We start from the raw sequence: 17,374 nt of genomic DNA, 5'->3' as shown, positions 1-17,374 counted from the left end.
CCAAGAGGATTCGGTCACTCTCGCGATTTCTCCTGAAATCGCTCGCTCGACCCCGACTCGTTTCCTCGCCAAACGTCCTGTTTGGCGTTGCTCCCTTTTCGGTCGCAACCGGAAACTCGCTTTCGAATCCTCGCAAGAACACCATCAGCATTATAATGGCGCGCCCAAGAGGATTCGGTCACTCTCGCGATTTCTCCTGAAATCGCTCGCTCGACCCCGACTCGTTTCCTCGCCAAACGTCCTGTTTGGCGCTGCTCCCTTTTCGGTCGCAACCGGAAACTCGCTTTCGAATCCTCACAAAAACACCATCAGCATTATAATGGCGCGCCCAAGAGGATTCGAACCTCTGACCTCCAGAACCGCAATCTGGCGTTCTATCCAACTGAACTATGGGCGCGTGCTCTAAATGCAAGAACGGTATGGTATAGAAAAAATGCTTAATAAGCAATCGACTCTTGCTGTATCACTCCTCGGAATCGACCTTTTTCATGTCTATTCCAAGTTTTTTGATTTTGTACCATATGCTTCGCTCGGAAATTCCGAGCTGTTCAGCGGTCTTGTTCTGTTTCCACCTGTTTTCCACAAGCGCGTTGGTTATGATGTCCTTTTCGAAATCCGCGACAATATCATCAAGGCTTTTTCCGTCAAGTCCGACAGGAGGGAGAACGGTCGCGCTCTTCGCAGGGGACCTGAATGCTATCCCCTGGTCAAAATCGCAGACCTTTATCATGTCGCTGTCTGATATCCCGATGGCCCTCTCAATGGTATTTTCAAGCTCCCTTATATTTCCCGGCCAATCCCTGTTCGAAAGGTACTCCATCGCTTCCTGTTCAATCTTTTTCGGCTCCATGCCGTTCTCCTTCGAGTATTTTTGAATGAAATGCTCGGCGAGCAAGGGGATGTCGTCCTTCCTTTTCGACAGGGGAGGGATATGGATATGAAAAACATTTAATCTATAGAGGAGATCCTGCCGGAATTTTTTCTCCTCTACCGCCTTGGCAATATCTATATTGGTCGCGGCAATGACCCTGATGTCGACCTTTCTCGGGGCGGAGGCCCCTATCCTTTCGACTTCCCGTTCCTGCAGCACCCTGAGCACTTTTGCCTGCGTGGAGGGGGCCATATCCCCTATCTCATCCAGGAATATCGAGCCGCCGTCGGCAAGTTCGAATTTCCCAGGTCTCATGGCGACGCCGGTGGCGACATTCTTTTCTATGCCGAAGAGCTCCGCCTCAAGCATTGATTCGGGTATGGCGGCGCAGTTCACCTTTATGAAGGGGTGGTCCTTCCTCGGGGAATTATAGTGGGCCGCGCGCGCGACAAGCTCTTTCCCGGTTCCCGAGTCGCCGGTGATAAGTATGGTCGATTTCGTCTGGACAGCTTTTGCCAGGATGGCGAACATCTCCTCAAGCGCCGCCGATTTGCCGATAATATTTTCAAAACGGTATTTCGCCGTAAGCTCGTTTTTCAGGCGGAGATTCTCCTCCTTGAGCCTTTGGCTCTCCACGAGTTTGTCGATGGTGCTGTAAAGTTCGTCCGGCTGAACCGGTTTGACAAGGTAGTGATACGCTCCAGCCTTGATAGATTCTATCGCGGTGTTTATCTCTCTTGAGGCGGTCAGGATGATCACAGGAATATCGGGATTTCTCTGATGTATCTTTTTCATCAGTTCCACGCCGGTAATGTCGTCAAGATAGAAGTCTATGATGGCGATATGAGGATCGTCCTTGTCGAAATTGTTCATCGCGTCATTGACTGTAAGATGCGGGAATACCTTGAACTTTTTCAGCTCAAGAAGCTGTTCAAGCGATTTCAGCGTGTTTATGTCATCGTCGATGGTCACGATTCTTGTAATCATATTTATTAATCCTACCCGTTATTTACCGGAAGCGAAAATGTAAACGCGAAACCCTTTCCGATGTCGGTTTCGACTTCGACCTTTCCGCCGTGCAGTTCCACTATTCTCTTTACGGAAGGGAGGCCCAGCCCTACGCCGCTTTTGCCGTTAGACGCCTGGAAATATTCGTCGAATATCTTATGCGAGAGATCGCGCGACATGCCGTTGCCGTCGTCCGAAATGGTGCAGAACAGTTTCTTGTTGTTCACCGATGTTTTCAGTTCTACGCGCGAAGAGGCGTGTTTTACAGCGTTCTGCAGGCAGTTATTCAGCACGCGCTCTATCTGGAGCGTATCGCATGTCACAACCTTCTTTGGAAATCGGGAGGAGGCCTGCATGACCTTTTCCCCTTCAATGTACAGATCCAGTTTCCGCAGGTTAAGTTCCGAATGGAAGTTTGATACCGAGTGATCGATTATCTGGTAGAGGTTGGCGTTTTCGGGATGAAGTTCCAGTTTCCCGGACTGGATCTTTGAGAACGTAAGTATGTCCTCAACAAACTGGATGATCCTGCTGGCTGACTGCTTCAGGCTGTTTCCAATTTCGACATGCTTGCTTTTGAATTCATTTTCATCCATTCTCAGCATCACTTCGCTGAATCCCGATATTGGAGTCACAAGCGAAAGAAGGTCGTGCGTCAAGGAGTAGTAGAGGCTTTGCTTTTCTATTTCCCTCTTTGCTGTTGTTTCGTAAAGCCTGGTGTTTTCTATCGCGACTGCCACCTGTGTAGCCACCATGTTCAGAAGTTCTATTGAAGCGTTGTTGTAGAGAAAAGGTTCGTTGTAGCTCTGAACGCTCAGCACTCCGAGTATCATCCCCCTGTGGAGTATCGGTACGCCAAGCCACGATCTGGCAGGTTTCCCTCCGTGCCGGATACCCATCTTCTTGCACTCCTCGACCGTGTTCTCCTTCATTAGAAGCGGTCTCCGGTTTTTAACTATCCACGAGTTCATGCCGTCGCTTAACGGGTAGATCTCGGAATTTTTGGTATCCATCTCCCCCGACATGAAAGAGGCGATAAATTCGAGGGTCTCATCCTTCTGGTTGTATAGGACAAGGTTTACGCGGTCGTTCTTGATCACCTTGCCGAGATGGTCGACCACCGCGCGAGTCAGCTCTTTCAGGTCAAGATGGCTCGTTATTATCGTTCCTATATGGGAGACGGTTTCAAGCGTTTTGAGCCGTTTCTCTGTCTCATAAAATTTTTCTATGCGCCGCACCGCCATGCCGACATGTTTGGCCACCAGCATCAGCTCTTCCATGTCTATATCGGATCGGGATTCGTCCCCAGCCAGAAAGATAAAGCCGGCAGGTTTCTCCCCGACCCTTACAGGTATGCTTATTACGGTGCCGAATCCTGCCTGATTGCAAAACTGTTCCTCAAATTTGTCGGAGGCTGAGCACAGTCCTGAATTTATCGATTCACCGCAGACGCATCCCGGCGCGTCAAGCCCGGTGAAACAGAATGTAGGGAGTTTCTCAGAAATATCCATGCTGATGTCAAGATCGCCTGTCACGTGTTCGAGCCGTATCAGCCCGGTTTTCATATTTGTGCTTGAAAGAAGTTTTTTCAGAACGGATGGGAGGATGCTGGATGCGGATCTGGGATCGCCTGTTTCACCAAGGATCTCCAGAATGGAAGCGAAAGCGGATGAGTTTTTCATCTGTCACGTTTCTCCCTTTAAAAATTTCTTGAACAGGTCTATTTCAGAACGCGTAAATATGTCGTCCGATTCATCCATCAATTCCAAAAGATAGGGGGCGTCATTTTTAATATAATCGCTTAAATTTTCCGCCTGCCGCAACACTTTTTCCATCTTTGCTGTAAATACCGTTGTTATTATTGTCGGAGATTTGTATGCAAGGCTGTCGAAAACCGAGGAGCCGGGGCATAGATCGGTGTTGAAATTTGCCACTATCGAGTTTCCCTTTCCGGTCTTGAACACGATCTTTACGTTCCCCTCCCCTTGCACGTTAAGCGGCAGGGGGCCGTTGGCGCCTATCAAATAGTCGAAAAGAAGCTGGTGCCTGTTTTTCCCCTTGAGGCGTTTCTTGTTTTTCAGAGATATTCTGAATCCGCTCTCCTCGAATTGAAACTCCGGTTTCTTGTACGATACCTGAAATTCCGTTATCCCGAGTTCCTTGGCGAGTTTGCCGCAGAGCGGGAGGTTGTCCAGCATGAAGTTGAAAGTTGAAGCGTCCATATAAATATGCACGTCCTTTTCGTTGTAGGGTATCGGCTCTTTCTTTTCGGTGCCGCAGAGGAACTTTTCTTCAGGCTCCTTCTTTTGAGCTTTGCGCGACTGTTTTCCGGCGGCATACACAGGAATAGCCAGAAGAAGTATCAGGAAGAACGATATTGCGGATCTTTTGTTCATCATCTCTCCGATACCGAAAGCCCGATCTCTTCGATGCCGTTCAATTTGCACATCCCCATTATTCCGACGGTAGTGCCGTAATCAACTTCACTGTCGGCCCTGATTATCACTGAGCGCTTGGCCCCTCCGCTTCCCGCGATCCGCTCTTCTAGTTCCGTGAACGTCACCTGTTTCCCGTCAAGAAAAATTTCCTTCTCGCGGGAAATTTCTATCGTAAACACTTTTTTTTCAGCCGGGAGGTCCCCGGCGGCGGTTTTCGGGAGATTGATGTCGATCTGCCTAGTGAAATCGACAAACGCTGTAGATACCATGAAAAAGATGAGGAGAAGGAATACCACGTCTATGAGGGGGGTAAGTTGCAGAGAGAAATCCTCTTCCGTTCTTTTTAAAAATTTCATCCCGGCTCCTCTTCGTCACTGACGAGCGAATAGCCTATCTCTTCTATGAAGTTTATCGATACCTCTTCCATTTCGAATATGAGCTGTTCAACCTTCCCCTTAAAAAAATGGTAGATGGCAAGCGTCGGTATCCCTACTATGAGGCCCGATGCGGTGGTAATGAGCGCTTCGGAAATTCCGTTCGCGACCAGGGCCGCGTTTCCGCTCCCGGAGGTGGAGATCACGTTAAACGCCTTGATCATTCCAGCGACCGTGCCAAGCAGTCCTAGCATCGGGGCGATGTTTGCTATCACTCCGAGGCCGCGAAGGTTGGCGTTAAGCAGGGTCGATTCATGATTTCCTGCCCCTTCGACCGCCCTTTCTATCTCGAGTATCCCCATCTTCCATCGGAGCAGTCCGGCGCGCACTATCCGTGAGACAGGCGTAGAATGCCGATTGCAGACTTCCATCGCCCGGTCGAATTTTTTTTCCTGCCACTCCCTGCGTACCTCGCTCAGAAAACCGGGGTGGATAACCTTCTCTTTTTGGAGTTTTATGAATCTTTCTATTGAAATTGCGACTGCCAGTATGGAACAGACGAGGATGGGCCACATCATGGGACCGCCCCTTTGAAAGACGGTGAACAGCCAGATACCGTCAGCAGACGTTTCCATCCAGATTACTCCTTCCGAGGAATGCGCCGGTACAATGCCGGTTTAAAAATGTACAAGGCTGGAAAGGTTGCCTCCAATCGCGCATTACCCCCCTTAAAAGAGTTTTTATATCATATTTTACGGTTTGACTGTGCATCTTTTTATAACTAGACTTACCGATAGATGGAGACAAATAGATTCTGTTCTGCCGTTTTGTTGGTATTTTTCATTTCCACACCCCTCGAGGCATATGCAGATGTATACAGGTACGTTGATGAGAACGGCACGGTCCAGTTCACGGATAAAAGGATATCTTCCGGCAGCACTCCATACATCCGCGAGAAACCGGAGCAAAAAAAGGTGAAAAGAGGTGTGTCTATAAAGAGGAAAAAGGGGGGGAGAGAATCATACGCCGATTACAGGGATGAAATTTACAAGCTCTCTGTCGAGGAAGGGATGGAACCTCGTTTCATAAAAAGCGTTATCAAGGCGGAATCGGCATTTGACAGGTATGCCATCTCCAGCGCCGGGGCGGTAGGGCTCATGCAGCTTATGCCGGCAACCGCGAAAAATTACGGCGTTTTGAATCCCTTTATTGCGGAAGATAATATAAGGGGTGGAACAAGGTATCTAAAGTACCTGCTGGAGAAGTATAATGGCAACAAGGAGCTTGCCTTGGCGGCATACAACGCTGGCGAGAACGCCGTGGAGAAATATTCCGGAATACCGCCGTACCCGGAGACGATTGGATTCATTAGAAGAGTGATGGATAATTATTACGACCGCCCCTATAAGGCGGGAAAAAGCGCTGAAGGGAAAGCGAAAATTTATAGATATATCGATGATGAAGGCGTACTGCATATAACGGACACGCCGATATTTGTTTCAGACAATTAACACATAAAAGGAGGCAGGAAAAATTTGAGGAGGATAAATCTACCGACGAGGTTGACGCTTTTTCGGATAGGCGTGGTGCCTGTGATTGTTGTTCTTCTTATGTCCCCCACACCGTTCTTTTCATTTCTGGCGGCGCTGGTTTTCGGCGCGGGAGCGATCACCGACTACCTTGACGGGCACCTTGCCAGGACCACCGGCTCCGTTACGGCGATAGGCAAACTGCTTGACCCGATTGCGGATAAGGTGCTGATACTTTCGGCGCTGATACCAATGGTGGCGCTTGGCCGCGTGCCAGCGTGGCTTGCTACCATCATGATCGCAAGGGAGTTTGCGGTAACAGGCGTAAGGCTTATGGCGGCTTCGGAAAACAAGATCATCGCGGCGGACAGGCTCGGGAAATTCAAGACAGGGTTTGAGATAGCGGCCATGGAACTGCTGCTGTTGCAATGGGATCTCGGCATCATTCATTTCCAGACCGCTGGTATGATCTGCCTTCTTATCGCGCTTGTATTCAGTCTGGCATCCGCAACGAATTACTTCACGAAGTATTTTGAAGAGCGGTAGGAAGCCTGTTTGGTCTGAAAGGCCGGTTATGGAAGCTCTGCGGAGCGCGAAATAGAACGGCCTTATACGATATCCTTATTGAGGCGGACGGCTGTTTCTGAAAACTTCTGCTTTGCGTCTTCTATATGCTGACCTTCCGATGCTGTTAGAATCATAAAATGATTTTCAATCTTCCGTTCAGCCGGTTTATAAAAGGCGACGCTTTCCGTATGCAGGGCTTGACCGCTTCGGCGCAGGCTCTTGTCATTGCCGGTATGTTCAGCAAGTCATCCAGAAGCTCTCTCATTCTTACTTCGGACAATGGAGAGGCCGAAAGGATCGCGAATGATATCTCCTTTTTTCTAGGGAGAGGCGAAGGGGTGATCTATCTCCCCCAATGGGAGATACTCCCATACGAGCCATTATCCCCGCATGTCGACATCGCCTCCGCCAGACGCAATGCCCTGCAGCGTCTGCTTGAAGCAAAGAACGGATCGGCCCCCGTGATCTGCGTTACGACAATTGCTTCCTTGATGCAGAAATGTCCGCCGACGGAGGTTGCCGGTTCTGGCTCCTTTACTATAAAAAAGGGGGAGGAGGTGGATGTCGACAGGTTGAAAAGCTTCCTCGTCTCCGCTGGATATTTTTTTAACGACCCTGTAGACGAAGCGGGGTGCTTTGCCTTTCGAGGGGGAATCCTCGATATCTTTCCCCCATCTTCGCAACATCCGTTTCGCATAGAGCTTTTCGGCGACGAGGTGGACTCCATAAGGAGCTTTGATCTCGATACACAGCGCTCCATTGAATGGCAGAACTCCGTTGAAATACCACCATTGAAGGAGACCCCGTACGGCACTATCGACATCGATTGGCTGATGAAAAACCTTAACACCCTGGAGGAGCGGCACTCCGCAAACCTCGCCGATGTAAAACAGAAGTTCGCGGCAAGGGAGTTCTTCCCGGCGATGGAACTCTACCTCCCATATTTTTACAGGGAGTCGCCGTCGCCGATACGATTCCTGCCTGATGATTACGATGTGCTCGTATGTGAGCCGGAGAGGTGCGACGAGAGGAGAGAGCTTTTTCTCGCGGAAATTGAAACCGGTTATGCCGAAGCGATAAAGAGAGGCGACTTTTTTCCGTCACCCGCGGAGCTTTACGCCGACGAAAATGAAATTTCTAAAATTCTAAATGAATCAAAGGTTGCGGAGTTTTACGAGATATCGGCTTTTGAAGAGAGTGAGAAATGCCTCTCCATACCCGCAAGGGACTCCGACAGGTATCACGGCTCGTTCAACAGGTTTGTATTCGACGCGCTGGAGCTTGCCAAAAAGGGGGTCTCGACACTTATTGTGGTTCGTGCCGAAGGTTCCATTGAGCGGGTCGAGAAATTCATGGCGGGGGAAGAGGTCGGCATTTTAAGGATATCGGCAGGCGATATTGACGGGCTGGTCTCTACGTCTCTTTCAGGGGGCGATAACGCGCCGCGAATAATGGTTACTGTAGACGGCCGGTTCTCTTCCGGGTTTGTTTCCGAAAGGCTGAAACTTTCGCTTACGACCGAAGAGGAGATTTTCGGGCGAAGCCGGCTTGCCGGTAAAAAACGCGCGCAGAGGCGGGAAGCGGTTTTCTCTTCAGCCTTTTCGGATATCGCGCCGGGGGATTACGTTGTCCATCGAGACCACGGGATAGGGGTCTATAACGGTATCCGCAATGTTAGCGTCGGGGCGAAAGATGAGAGCGACGAGTATCTTGAGCTGGAGTACGCGGAGAGCCAGCTCCTCTTCCTCCCGCTCTCTTCCGTGTATCTTGTGGAGAAATATTCAGGCGGCGGCGGAGCAAGGCCAGCGCTCGACCGCATGGGGGGGAAGACCTGGCAGAAGACCCGCGAGAAGGTAAGAAAAGGAATATTCGAAATGGCGGGGGAGCTCCTCGAAATATACGCCAAGCGTCAGACCGGTACCGGATACAGATTCTCTACCGACAACGTCCTGAACAGCGAATTTGCCGATTCGTTCGAGTACAGCGAAACGGACGACCAGGCGTCGGCTATCGACGATGTTTTGCGAGACATGGCATCGGACAAGCCGATGGACAGGCTGGTATGCGGCGATGTCGGCTACGGTAAAACGGAAATTGCGATGCGCGCGGCGTTCGCCGCTTCGCTGGACGGCAAACAGACGGCGATACTCGCTCCAACGACACTTCTGGCTAGGCAGCATTGGGAAAATTTTTCCCGGAGGATGTCGAAGTTCGGGATCACGGTAGAAATGCTGAGCCGGTACGTGACGCCGCAACAGCAGAAAGAGACGATAGAGAAGATACGGAACGGCAAGGTTGACGTCGTTATCGGCACCCACAGGATTTTGCAGAAAGATATAGTATTCGGCGACCTCGGGCTGATAATCATCGACGAGGAGCAGAGGTTCGGCGTGGCGCACAAGGAGAAGCTGAAAAAACTCCGCGCGACAGTCGACGTCCTTACCCTTACCGCAACGCCGATCCCGCGCACACTTCATATGTCCATTTCGGGGATAAGGGACATAAGCATCATCAACACCCCGCCTCCGAACAGGCTGTCGATAAAAACATTGATTAGGCGTAAAGGGGACGAGGTCATAAAGGAAGCGGTTAACAGGGAGCTAAGCAGGGGGGGGCAGATATTCTTCGTCCATAACTCCGTAGAGACCATCCATGGCGCGGGGAGTCATCTGAAAAGCATTGTCCCTAACGCTCGGATAATGGTGGCGCACGGGCAGATGAACAGCGCGGACCTGGAAAAGGCGATGGAGGCTTTTGTCCATCACAGGGTGGATATCCTCCTCTGCACGACGATTATCGAATCGGGACTCGATATTCCAAACGCGAACACCATAATCGTGAACAGGGCCGACAAGTTCGGACTGGCTCAGCTATATCAGCTACGCGGAAGGGTCGGGAGGGACAAGCATCGCGCCTACGCTTATCTGTTGGTTCCCGATTCCCTAACCCCTATCGCGAGGAAAAGGATAAAAGCGATTGAAGAGCTCTCCGAACTCGGATCGGGATTCAAGCTCGCGTCGCGCGATATGGAGATAAGGGGGACAGGTAATCTTCTTGGTTCACAGCAGTCGGGGCAGGTGTCGGCTGTCGGGTTCGAGACATACTGCCGGATGCTCTCCGAAGCGGTCGAGGAGATAAGAACCGGCAAGGCCTCCTCCAAAGTTGAAACGGAGCTTGATCTTGAATTTGCCGGAAAGATAGAGGAGAGCTACATCCCTGCGCTTGATCAGAGGATGGATTTTTACAACAGGCTATACCGGTGCGAAAGCCCGGAAGAGCTGGAGCAGATAACAGGCGAGATAACCGACAGGTATGGACAACCGCCGGAAAAGGCGCAAAAACTTTTCGATGCGATGCTCCTTCGAATTGCAGGTTCAAGGCTCGGCATTTCAAAACTCTCGCTAAAAGGGAGCGCGCTCACTCTGGCATTTCCAGGCTCGTCCGCTTCGGCTTCCGATGTTGCTGAGGCGGCGGTTAAAAAGTTTCCGGGTAAAACGAGACCAGTCGGCAACAGCTCGCTGTCGATAGATGTATCATCGCTTCTTGCCTCGGGTAAGGTGAAAGGGGTGCAGGAGTTCCTGTTTCGTATTCCGGTTCAGGAAAAGACCGGGGGAGAGCCTGTCGGAGCGCAAGTATGAAAAGGTTCTGCGCTAAGGGAGAGGTTGCGAATCGGTTCTTGCGCCTAGCAGGAAAAGGGAGAGGAGTTTTTCTCCGTCAGCCGGAAATCCTGAATGGCCCAGATCCTTCCTGATGGCGTGAAAAAGATTTTCAAACAGGGATGAGACTTCGGTAGTTGTTTCATTTTTTTCACCCAGCGAGTATGTCAGTTCATGCAGGGCGGCGATAACATCCCTGGACGCAAGGGCTATCATTTTACCGGAGAGCGAGCCGATGGCGTTTTCAATATTCTCTCCGGATATCTGCACCCCTTCTTCCGTATGAACAACCGATGCTGAAAGTTTTTCTATCAGTTCTTCGTAGGCGCGTGATTTTTGTTTAAGGGTTCTGTTTTTTGAAATTATCCTCAGGCCCCTCCTTTTGGAGAGAAGAAGCATCATCAGAGCGGAAAGCGTCGTTGCGATTATAGCTGTCGTATCGTGCGAAAGGGTAATGTCGAGCCGGTTGTAGATGTCGGCCCCGCGGAGCGCCGCCAGGTAGAGTCCCCATGAGATGGCGCCAAGTATGGCGAGGGCAATCACCCACTGGAAAAATATCTTTACCCCATTTATCACGTCGTCCCCCTGCCGATGTTATTTATTGAAATATTGCATGACCCTATTGCGTCCACCGGCTTGCATTATACAGTATGGTATGCGTATTAATACAGTCGATACGGCTGCGGTCTGCTTTTTTCTGTTATCTGCAGTTTGAGAATATAATTGTGAGCAGGTTGCGTGCAATTGATCGATTGGGGTGCGTATTGGATTTAAACGAAGTTCTGGCTCGTCTCGAAAAGAGCGGCTCCGAAAAGGACCGGCAGGGGATGGCCCGTTTCGGCATCAATGCTGAAAAGGCGTTCGGAGTACGGATACCTGTCATGAGGGCACTGGCGAAAGAGATAGGGAAGGACAGAGCCCTTGCGGACAGGCTATGGAGATCTGGCTATCATGAAGCAAGGATACTTGCCGGGATGGTGGACGATCCGAAGAGCGTTACCGAACGGCAGATGGAAGAGTGGGTGGTCGAGTTTAACTCGTGGGACCTCTGCGATCAGGTGATATTGAACCTTTTCGAGAAGACCCCTTTTGCCTACAAGAAAGCTGTCGAATGGCACAAGCGCGATGAGGAGTTCGTAAAGCGGGCGGGATACGTCCTCATGGCGCGGCTTGCGGTATGCGATAAAAAAGCGGACGATGCGGTCTTTATCAGGTTTTTTCCCTTTATAAAAAAAGGGGTGACGGATGAACGCAACTTTGTTAAGAAGGCGGTGAACTGGGCCATCCGTCAGATAGGGAAGAGAAACAGGGCCCTGAACAAAAGGACGGTCGCCTTTTGCAGGGAACTTCGGGAGATAGATTCCCCCTCCGCCAGGTGGATAGTCGCCGATGCGATGAGGGAGCTGACAGACGAAAAAACAATAGGCAGATTGAAAAAATAGTCCGATTCATAAGGAGCAAAAGATGATTGTCGATGAGCTGTTGTCCTGTCTGGAAAAGACGCCGGTCATTTTAAGGGAGATGATAGATTCAATCCCCAGGGAGCCGTCATGGCGGCTTACCGAGAGGAGGATCGAGGGGAAGTGGTCGATACACGAGCATGCCTGCCACATTGTGAAGGTTCAGCCGATGCTTACCGAAAGAGCGAGGAAATTCATCGAGGAGGAGGCTCCGAAATTCGTCCCCTACTTTCCGGGGAAAAGCACCCCGCCGGACGAGCTTCTGAAAATGGATCTTGCGGAAACGCTCGAAAAGTTTTCGGCATTGCGCAAGGAGTTTATAGATGTGATAAGGAGCGCCCCCGCGAAGGCGTGGAAGAAAAAAGCGGAGCATCCGGAATACCTCGAATACACGCTCCTCATCATGGTGAGGCATGTTCTGTTGCACGACCATGTCCACATGTACCGCATGGAGGAACTCTGGCTTACGCGCGAGATGAAAAAATAATCTTCGCTCGATGTTGTGTTGCCATTTCCCCCGCAATACAATGGCTGTACCAATAATTATTAAAGGAGACGAATGCCTACAAGCACTTATTCACATATAAACACCGTCTGCGCGTATCTTCAGGAGGCGAGGCCGAAATCGTTTTTGGACGTCGGGCTCGGGAACGGCAAGATAGGATTCATCGCGCGCGACCTCCTCGATGTAATGCTCGGCGAGAAGTATCACAGAAAAGATTGGAAAGTGAAGATCGACGGGATAGAGATATTCCCCGATTACATCCAGGAACACCAAAAAGCGATCTACAACGACATATATATCGGCAATGCGCTGGAAGTGATAGATGGTCTTGGCAAGTACGATATGGTCTACATCGGCGACGTTCTTGAGCATTTTGAAAAGGAGGATGGGTGGATGATGCTCGACAAGATGGCCGATCACTCTTCAGCCTACATGATAGTCTCGGTTCCGCTCGGCGAGAACTGGACACAGCCCCCCATCTACGGCAATCCGCACGAAGAGCATAAATCTTTCTGGAAACTGGAGGAACTGGAGCACTACTCGATAGCGAAAGAGCTCCTTAATTTTCCGAAGATCGGGCAGTACGGAACATTCCTGATACGCCGGAACGAATTTATTCATGCCCGCGCCAGAGAGGTCGCCGAGGCGATGTATGCTGACGGCAAAGGGGAGGCCGCCATTGAATTTATGGTGAACAGGATAGAGGACCTCCCCCCGGATATCATGAGCGAGTATGTCGTTGTGGATTTCCTTCTTAATCTGAAAAAGCTGAAAGAGGCGCACAAACGTCTCACCGAGGCGGCAAAACTCTTCCCCGGCGAGGAGGTAATAAAACAGCATCTCGCCCAGCTCGAAAAAGTCCTCAACACAGCCTAGCAGGAATTTAATCACGTTGCTTAAAGGCGTTCCATCTGATATTTCTATCCTGATAAACTGGAGGCATGAGAGGGATAGATGGCGGATTTTGAGAGAGCTGATTTCAGCAAGATAAAGAACTACCCGATAAGCGAGCGGACAAACAAGGTCTCCGTGAATGAATTCGCTCTCGTAGATAAATACAAAAGCTCCAAAAACATCCTCGACCTCCTTCCGGCACAGCTCAAGGCGATAGACCTGAAAGAGATAGCGCTTCGGTTCCACGAAGCGCGCGAGAAGGGGCGCGGCGTGATAGTCGCCATGGGGGCGCATGTCATCAAAACCGGATGTTCACCGATAATCATCGACTGGATGAAGCAGGGGCGGATCACCGGGATAGCGATGAACGGCGCCGGGCCGGTGCACGATCTCGAGATCGCGATGATCGGCGAGACTTCCGAAGATGTCGAGGAGGAGGTAAAGTCCGGCCGCTTCGGCATGGTAGAGGAGACCGCCTCCGAAACGATGAAAGCCCTTAAAAAATATCCCGGCTACGGCTTCGGTCAGTCCATAGGCCAGTGGATACTCGACAGTGAAATGGATTGGGCGGATGAATCGATACTCGCCAACGCCGCGAGGCTCGGCATACCGGCGACGGTTCACGCCGCGATAGGGTGCGAGATCACGCATATACATCCGGAATCGGACGGCGCGCTGATAGGGGAAAAGAGTTTCGAGGATTTCAAGATATTCACGGCACAGCTGAAGACGCTTAATGACGGCGGGATATATTTCAATATCGGCTCGGCCGTTATCCTGCCGGAGGTTTTCATAAAGGCGCTTAGTGCGGCGCGCAACCTCGGCGACTGCGTGGAGAATTTCTACTCGGTGAACATGGATATGACCTCCCACTACCGCCCGGCGGTAAACGTGGTTCATCGCCCTGTGCAGAACGGCGGGAAGGGTTACAACATCACCGGACATCATGAAATAATGATCCCGCTCCTTTACCACCTGATGGAACATGCAGGGTGACGGGGAGCGGAATGAAATTATGCGTGCTTGGGAGCGGCAGCGAAGGGAACGCGACGCTGGTCTATACGGACACGACGGCCCTGCTTGTGGACGTCGGATTCGTCGCCCGCACGATGGAGAAGCGCTTTGACGCAATCGGTTTCGACCCGTCACGTCTCGACGCTTTCCTGATAACCCACGAGCATTCGGATCACATGCGGGGCGCGGAGATACTCTCAAAAAAATATTCGATACCGGTCTATATGACAGCAGGGACCGCGAACAATGTATCGGCGCGGTTTAAAAGGTGCGGAAGGATCAAGACCTTCAGGCCGGAAGTGAACTTTTCCGTCGGCGATATAGAGGTGAATCCGTTCCCAATCCCTCACGATGTTGCCGAGCCTGTCGGCTTTCTCCTGGAATCGAACGGCAGAAGCGCGGTGAATGTGACAGATATCGGATGCGTCACGACGCGCGTGGTGGAAAAACTGAGGAAGGCGAACCTGGCGGTAGTCGAAGCGAACCATAACCCGGCGATGCTGGCCAACGGGCCGTATCCGGCGTTTCTGAAAAGAAGGATAGCCGGCAACGAAGGGCATCTTTCGAACGAGCAGTGCGCGGAACTTCTGGGGCATGCGATGGGGAACGGACTTTCGTCTGTGATATTCGCCCACATCAGCAGGACGAATAATCAGCCTGAGCATGTGGAGGAAATCGCCAGGGGCATCTTTGCCGGAACTGATGTAAAGTACGAGCTTGCGTCGCAGGATATACCAGGAACGGTTTTTGAGGTTTAAGGGATGATAGAAAGATATTCGCTAAAGGAGATGAGAGAGCTCTGGTCTTTGGAAAACAAGTTCAGGGTATGGCTGAAAATAGAGGTTCTCGCCTGCGAGGCGCACGCGGATCTGGGGAATATCCCAAAAGAGTCGCTGAAAGTTATACAGGAAAGATCGAATTTTGATATTGCCCGTATTGACGAGATAGAAAAGGAGACACGGCACGACGTAATAGCCTTTCTTACGAGTGTGGCCGAATATGTAGGCCCCGATTCAAGGTTTATCCATATGGGGCTGACCTCATCCGATGTTGTAGACACGGCGCTTTGCTACCTGTGCAAGGAGGCCGGGGAGATAATAATTAAAAAGATCGACAGGCTTATGGATGTTCTCAAGGCGAAGGCATACGAGTATAAGGATGTTCCATGCATGGGGCGGACACACGGGGTACACGCGGAACCGACAACTTTCGGCCTGAAGATGGCCCTTTTCTACCAGGAGATGAAGAGGAACAGGAAGAGGCTTGCGGCCGCTATCGAGAATATCTCGGTGGGCCTCATCTCCGGCGCGGTAGGCACCCATGCCCACCTCAGCCAGGACATAGAGAAGTATGTCTGCGAAAAGATGGGGCTGAAACCGGCGGAGATATCGACGCAGATAATTCAGCGCGACCGCCACGCGGAGTACCTGGCGACTATGGCCATCATAGCTTCAAGCATGGACAATATCGCCCTCGAGATACGGCATCTTCAGAGGACGGAAGTGCTGGAAGCCGAAGAGTTTTTCGCCAAGGGGCAGAAAGGCTCCTCTGCCATGCCGCACAAGAGAAACCCGGTTAACTGCGAACAGATCTGCGGCCTTGCCAGGGTAGTAAGGGGGAACGCGCAGGCGGGGCTGGAAAACGTGGCTTTGTGGCACGAAAGGGATATCAGCCATTCATCGGTGGAGAGGGTGATAATTCCCGATTCAACGATGCTGGTCGATTATATGCTCGATAAAACCGCACGGATAATGGAAAACCTCCTCGTCTATCCCGAAAGGATGATGAGGAATATCGGGCGTTCATTCGGCCTTTTCTACTCGCAAAGGCTCCTTTTGGCGCTGATCGAAACCGGGATAACGCGCGAGGAGGCGTACGCGATGGTTCAAAAACAGGCGATGCGGGCATGGGAAGAGGAAAAGCCTTTCCGCGACCTGGTTATTGCCGACAAAGCGATTTCCATGAGGCTTGAAAAGGAAAAGATTGAAGAACTGTTCGACCTGAATTACTATTTGAGGAAGGTTGACGATATTTTTCGAAGGGTTTTTTCCAACTGACCATATGCTGATAATATAAACATTAGGAAAAATAAAATTATGAGTATTTCAATTCCCGAAAAAGGCGAAGCGCTTTACGAAGGTAAGGCAAAGATAATCTACGCGACTTCCGATTCCGACCTGTACATTCAATATTTCAAGGATGATGCCTCCGCTTTCAACGCGAAAAAAAAGGGGAGCATCGCCGATAAAGGGGTAATAAACAACACCCTCTCTTCCAGAATATTCGAGTTTCTCGCCAGCAATGGAGTAAAAACCCATCTCGTGAAGAAGCTCTCCGATAGGGAACAACTCGTAAAGAAGGTCACCATAATCCCGGTCGAAGTGGTGATGCGCAACCGGGTCGCCGGGTCACTGGCTAAAAAGATGGGAAAGCCTGAAGGAACCGAGCTGAAACACCCGATACTTGAGTTCTATTACAAGGATGACGCGCTGGACGACCCGATGATAAACACTGATTATGTTACCGCTTTCGGCCTGGGGGATGAGAAGGAGATAGATATCATCAGCGCCGAGGCTAGAAAGATAAATTCACTTCTGATAAATTTTTTCAAAGATCACGGATTGGACCTTATCGATTTCAAGCTGGAGTTCGGCAGGTATCATAACGAAGTGATACTGGCAGATGAGATATCGCCCGATACATGCCGCCTGTGGGACAGCAAAACCGGAAAGAAGCTCGATAAGGACCGCTTCAGGTTCGACCTCGGTGATGTCGAGGAATCGTACAGGGAAGTTCTCGGAAAGGTAATGGAAGAATGAAGGCTCAGGTAAGGGTTACGTTAAGGGGCGGCATACTGGATCCGCAGGGAAAAGCGGTTGAGCATTCGCTCGCTTCACTCGGTTTTAGTTCCATAAAGAACGTCAGGGTTGGAAAATATATCGAGCTTGAGCTTGATGCCAAAGATTCCGAGTCGGCAAAAAAATCGGTTGAGGAGATGTGTGAAAAACTGCTCAGCAATCCGGTTACTGAAAATTTTGATGTCAAAGTCATATAGGTG

The 17,374-nt window shown here is 50.7% G+C and carries 17 protein-coding genes and 1 tRNA gene; 11 read left to right on the top strand and 7 right to left on the bottom strand.

Annotation, left to right across the window (positions count from 1 at the left end):
• Positions 1-320: 320 nt before the first annotated feature.
• The 6 genes from OEY64_00330 to OEY64_00305 all read right to left on the bottom strand — a co-directional run bounded on the left by OEY64_00330 (position 321) and on the right by OEY64_00305 (position 5,326).
• Positions 321-397: transfer RNA gene (locus tag OEY64_00330), tRNA-Arg, on the bottom strand.
• Positions 398-463: 66 nt separating this feature from the next.
• Complete coding sequence (locus tag OEY64_00325; protein ID MDH5541386.1) at positions 464-1,858, bottom strand: sigma-54 dependent transcriptional regulator; 1,395 nt, start codon at positions 1,856-1,858, stop codon at positions 464-466.
• Between the two features lie 11 nt (positions 1,859-1,869).
• Positions 1,870-3,561, bottom strand: a complete 1,692-nt coding sequence (locus tag OEY64_00320) for a GAF domain-containing protein (GenBank protein ID MDH5541385.1) — start codon at positions 3,559-3,561, stop codon at positions 1,870-1,872.
• Between the two features lie 3 nt (positions 3,562-3,564).
• Entirely contained in the window at positions 3,565-4,278 is a 714-nt protein-coding gene (locus OEY64_00315; GenBank protein ID MDH5541384.1) for a hypothetical protein, read from the bottom strand.
• The gene (locus tag OEY64_00310; protein MDH5541383.1) at positions 4,275-4,673 is read right to left on the bottom strand and encodes a biopolymer transporter ExbD; all 399 of its coding nucleotides are present in this window, start codon (positions 4,671-4,673) and stop codon (positions 4,275-4,277) included. The genes OEY64_00315 and OEY64_00310 overlap by 4 nt, the downstream gene beginning before the upstream one ends.
• Positions 4,670-5,326, bottom strand: a complete 657-nt coding sequence (locus OEY64_00305) for a MotA/TolQ/ExbB proton channel family protein (protein MDH5541382.1) — start codon at positions 5,324-5,326, stop codon at positions 4,670-4,672. The genes OEY64_00310 and OEY64_00305 overlap by 4 nt, the downstream gene beginning before the upstream one ends.
• Before the next feature lie 162 nt (positions 5,327-5,488).
• Here OEY64_00305 and OEY64_00300 point away from each other — a divergent pair, with 162 nt between their 5' ends.
• The 3 genes from OEY64_00300 (at position 5,489) to mfd (ending at position 10,425) form a co-directional block, all read left to right on the top strand.
• A complete protein-coding gene (locus OEY64_00300) occupies positions 5,489-6,202 on the top strand; it encodes a lytic transglycosylase domain-containing protein (GenBank protein MDH5541381.1) in 714 nt (237 codons plus the stop codon).
• 24 nt (positions 6,203-6,226) lie between these two features.
• Complete coding sequence (pgsA, locus tag OEY64_00295; protein MDH5541380.1) at positions 6,227-6,766, top strand: CDP-diacylglycerol--glycerol-3-phosphate 3-phosphatidyltransferase; 540 nt, start codon at positions 6,227-6,229, stop codon at positions 6,764-6,766.
• 158 nt (positions 6,767-6,924) lie between these two features.
• Positions 6,925-10,425 carry a transcription-repair coupling factor gene (mfd, locus tag OEY64_00290; protein ID MDH5541379.1) on the top strand — a complete coding sequence of 1,167 codons (3,501 nt, stop codon included), beginning with the start codon at positions 6,925-6,927 and terminating at the stop codon, positions 10,423-10,425.
• A 12-nt stretch (positions 10,426-10,437) separates the two neighbouring features.
• Here mfd and OEY64_00285 read toward each other — a convergent pair whose 3' ends face one another.
• A complete protein-coding gene (locus OEY64_00285) occupies positions 10,438-11,019 on the bottom strand; it encodes a hypothetical protein (GenBank protein ID MDH5541378.1) in 582 nt (193 codons plus the stop codon).
• A gap of 188 nt (positions 11,020-11,207) precedes the next feature.
• On the opposite strand from OEY64_00285, the gene OEY64_00280 reads away from it, so the two are divergent.
• The 8 genes from OEY64_00280 to purS all read left to right on the top strand — a co-directional run bounded on the left by OEY64_00280 (position 11,208) and on the right by purS (position 17,371).
• Positions 11,208-11,885: a DNA alkylation repair protein gene (locus OEY64_00280; GenBank protein ID MDH5541377.1), complete on the top strand. Its 678-nt coding sequence runs from the start codon at positions 11,208-11,210 to the stop codon at positions 11,883-11,885.
• Between the two features lie 22 nt (positions 11,886-11,907).
• Positions 11,908-12,390 (top strand): DinB family protein, encoded by a 483-nt coding sequence (locus OEY64_00275; protein ID MDH5541376.1) that lies wholly within the window; start codon positions 11,908-11,910, stop codon positions 12,388-12,390.
• Between the two features lie 72 nt (positions 12,391-12,462).
• Entirely contained in the window at positions 12,463-13,284 is an 822-nt protein-coding gene (locus tag OEY64_00270; GenBank protein MDH5541375.1) for a class I SAM-dependent methyltransferase, read from the top strand.
• Between the two features lie 78 nt (positions 13,285-13,362).
• Positions 13,363-14,298 carry a hypothetical protein gene (locus tag OEY64_00265; protein ID MDH5541374.1) on the top strand — a complete coding sequence of 312 codons (936 nt, stop codon included), beginning with the start codon at positions 13,363-13,365 and terminating at the stop codon, positions 14,296-14,298.
• Between the two features lie 11 nt (positions 14,299-14,309).
• Positions 14,310-15,074: an MBL fold metallo-hydrolase gene (locus OEY64_00260; protein ID MDH5541373.1), complete on the top strand. Its 765-nt coding sequence runs from the start codon at positions 14,310-14,312 to the stop codon at positions 15,072-15,074.
• A gap of 3 nt (positions 15,075-15,077) precedes the next feature.
• The gene (gene purB / locus OEY64_00255; protein ID MDH5541372.1) at positions 15,078-16,373 is read left to right on the top strand and encodes an adenylosuccinate lyase; all 1,296 of its coding nucleotides are present in this window, start codon (positions 15,078-15,080) and stop codon (positions 16,371-16,373) included.
• A 39-nt stretch (positions 16,374-16,412) separates the two neighbouring features.
• Positions 16,413-17,135, top strand: coding sequence for a phosphoribosylaminoimidazolesuccinocarboxamide synthase (locus tag OEY64_00250; GenBank protein MDH5541371.1), 723 nt, complete (start codon positions 16,413-16,415; stop codon positions 17,133-17,135).
• Positions 17,132-17,371 (top strand): phosphoribosylformylglycinamidine synthase subunit PurS, encoded by a 240-nt coding sequence (purS, locus tag OEY64_00245; protein MDH5541370.1) that lies wholly within the window; start codon positions 17,132-17,134, stop codon positions 17,369-17,371. Before OEY64_00250 ends, purS begins: the two co-directional genes overlap by 4 nt.
• Positions 17,372-17,374 lie beyond the last annotated feature (3 nt).

Source organism: Nitrospinota bacterium (assembly GCA_029881495.1).
In the GTDB taxonomy this organism is placed as follows: domain Bacteria; phylum Nitrospinota_A; class UBA7883; order JACRGQ01; family JACRGQ01; genus JAOUMJ01.
This window is presented reverse-complemented; position numbering and strand designations above follow the sequence as displayed.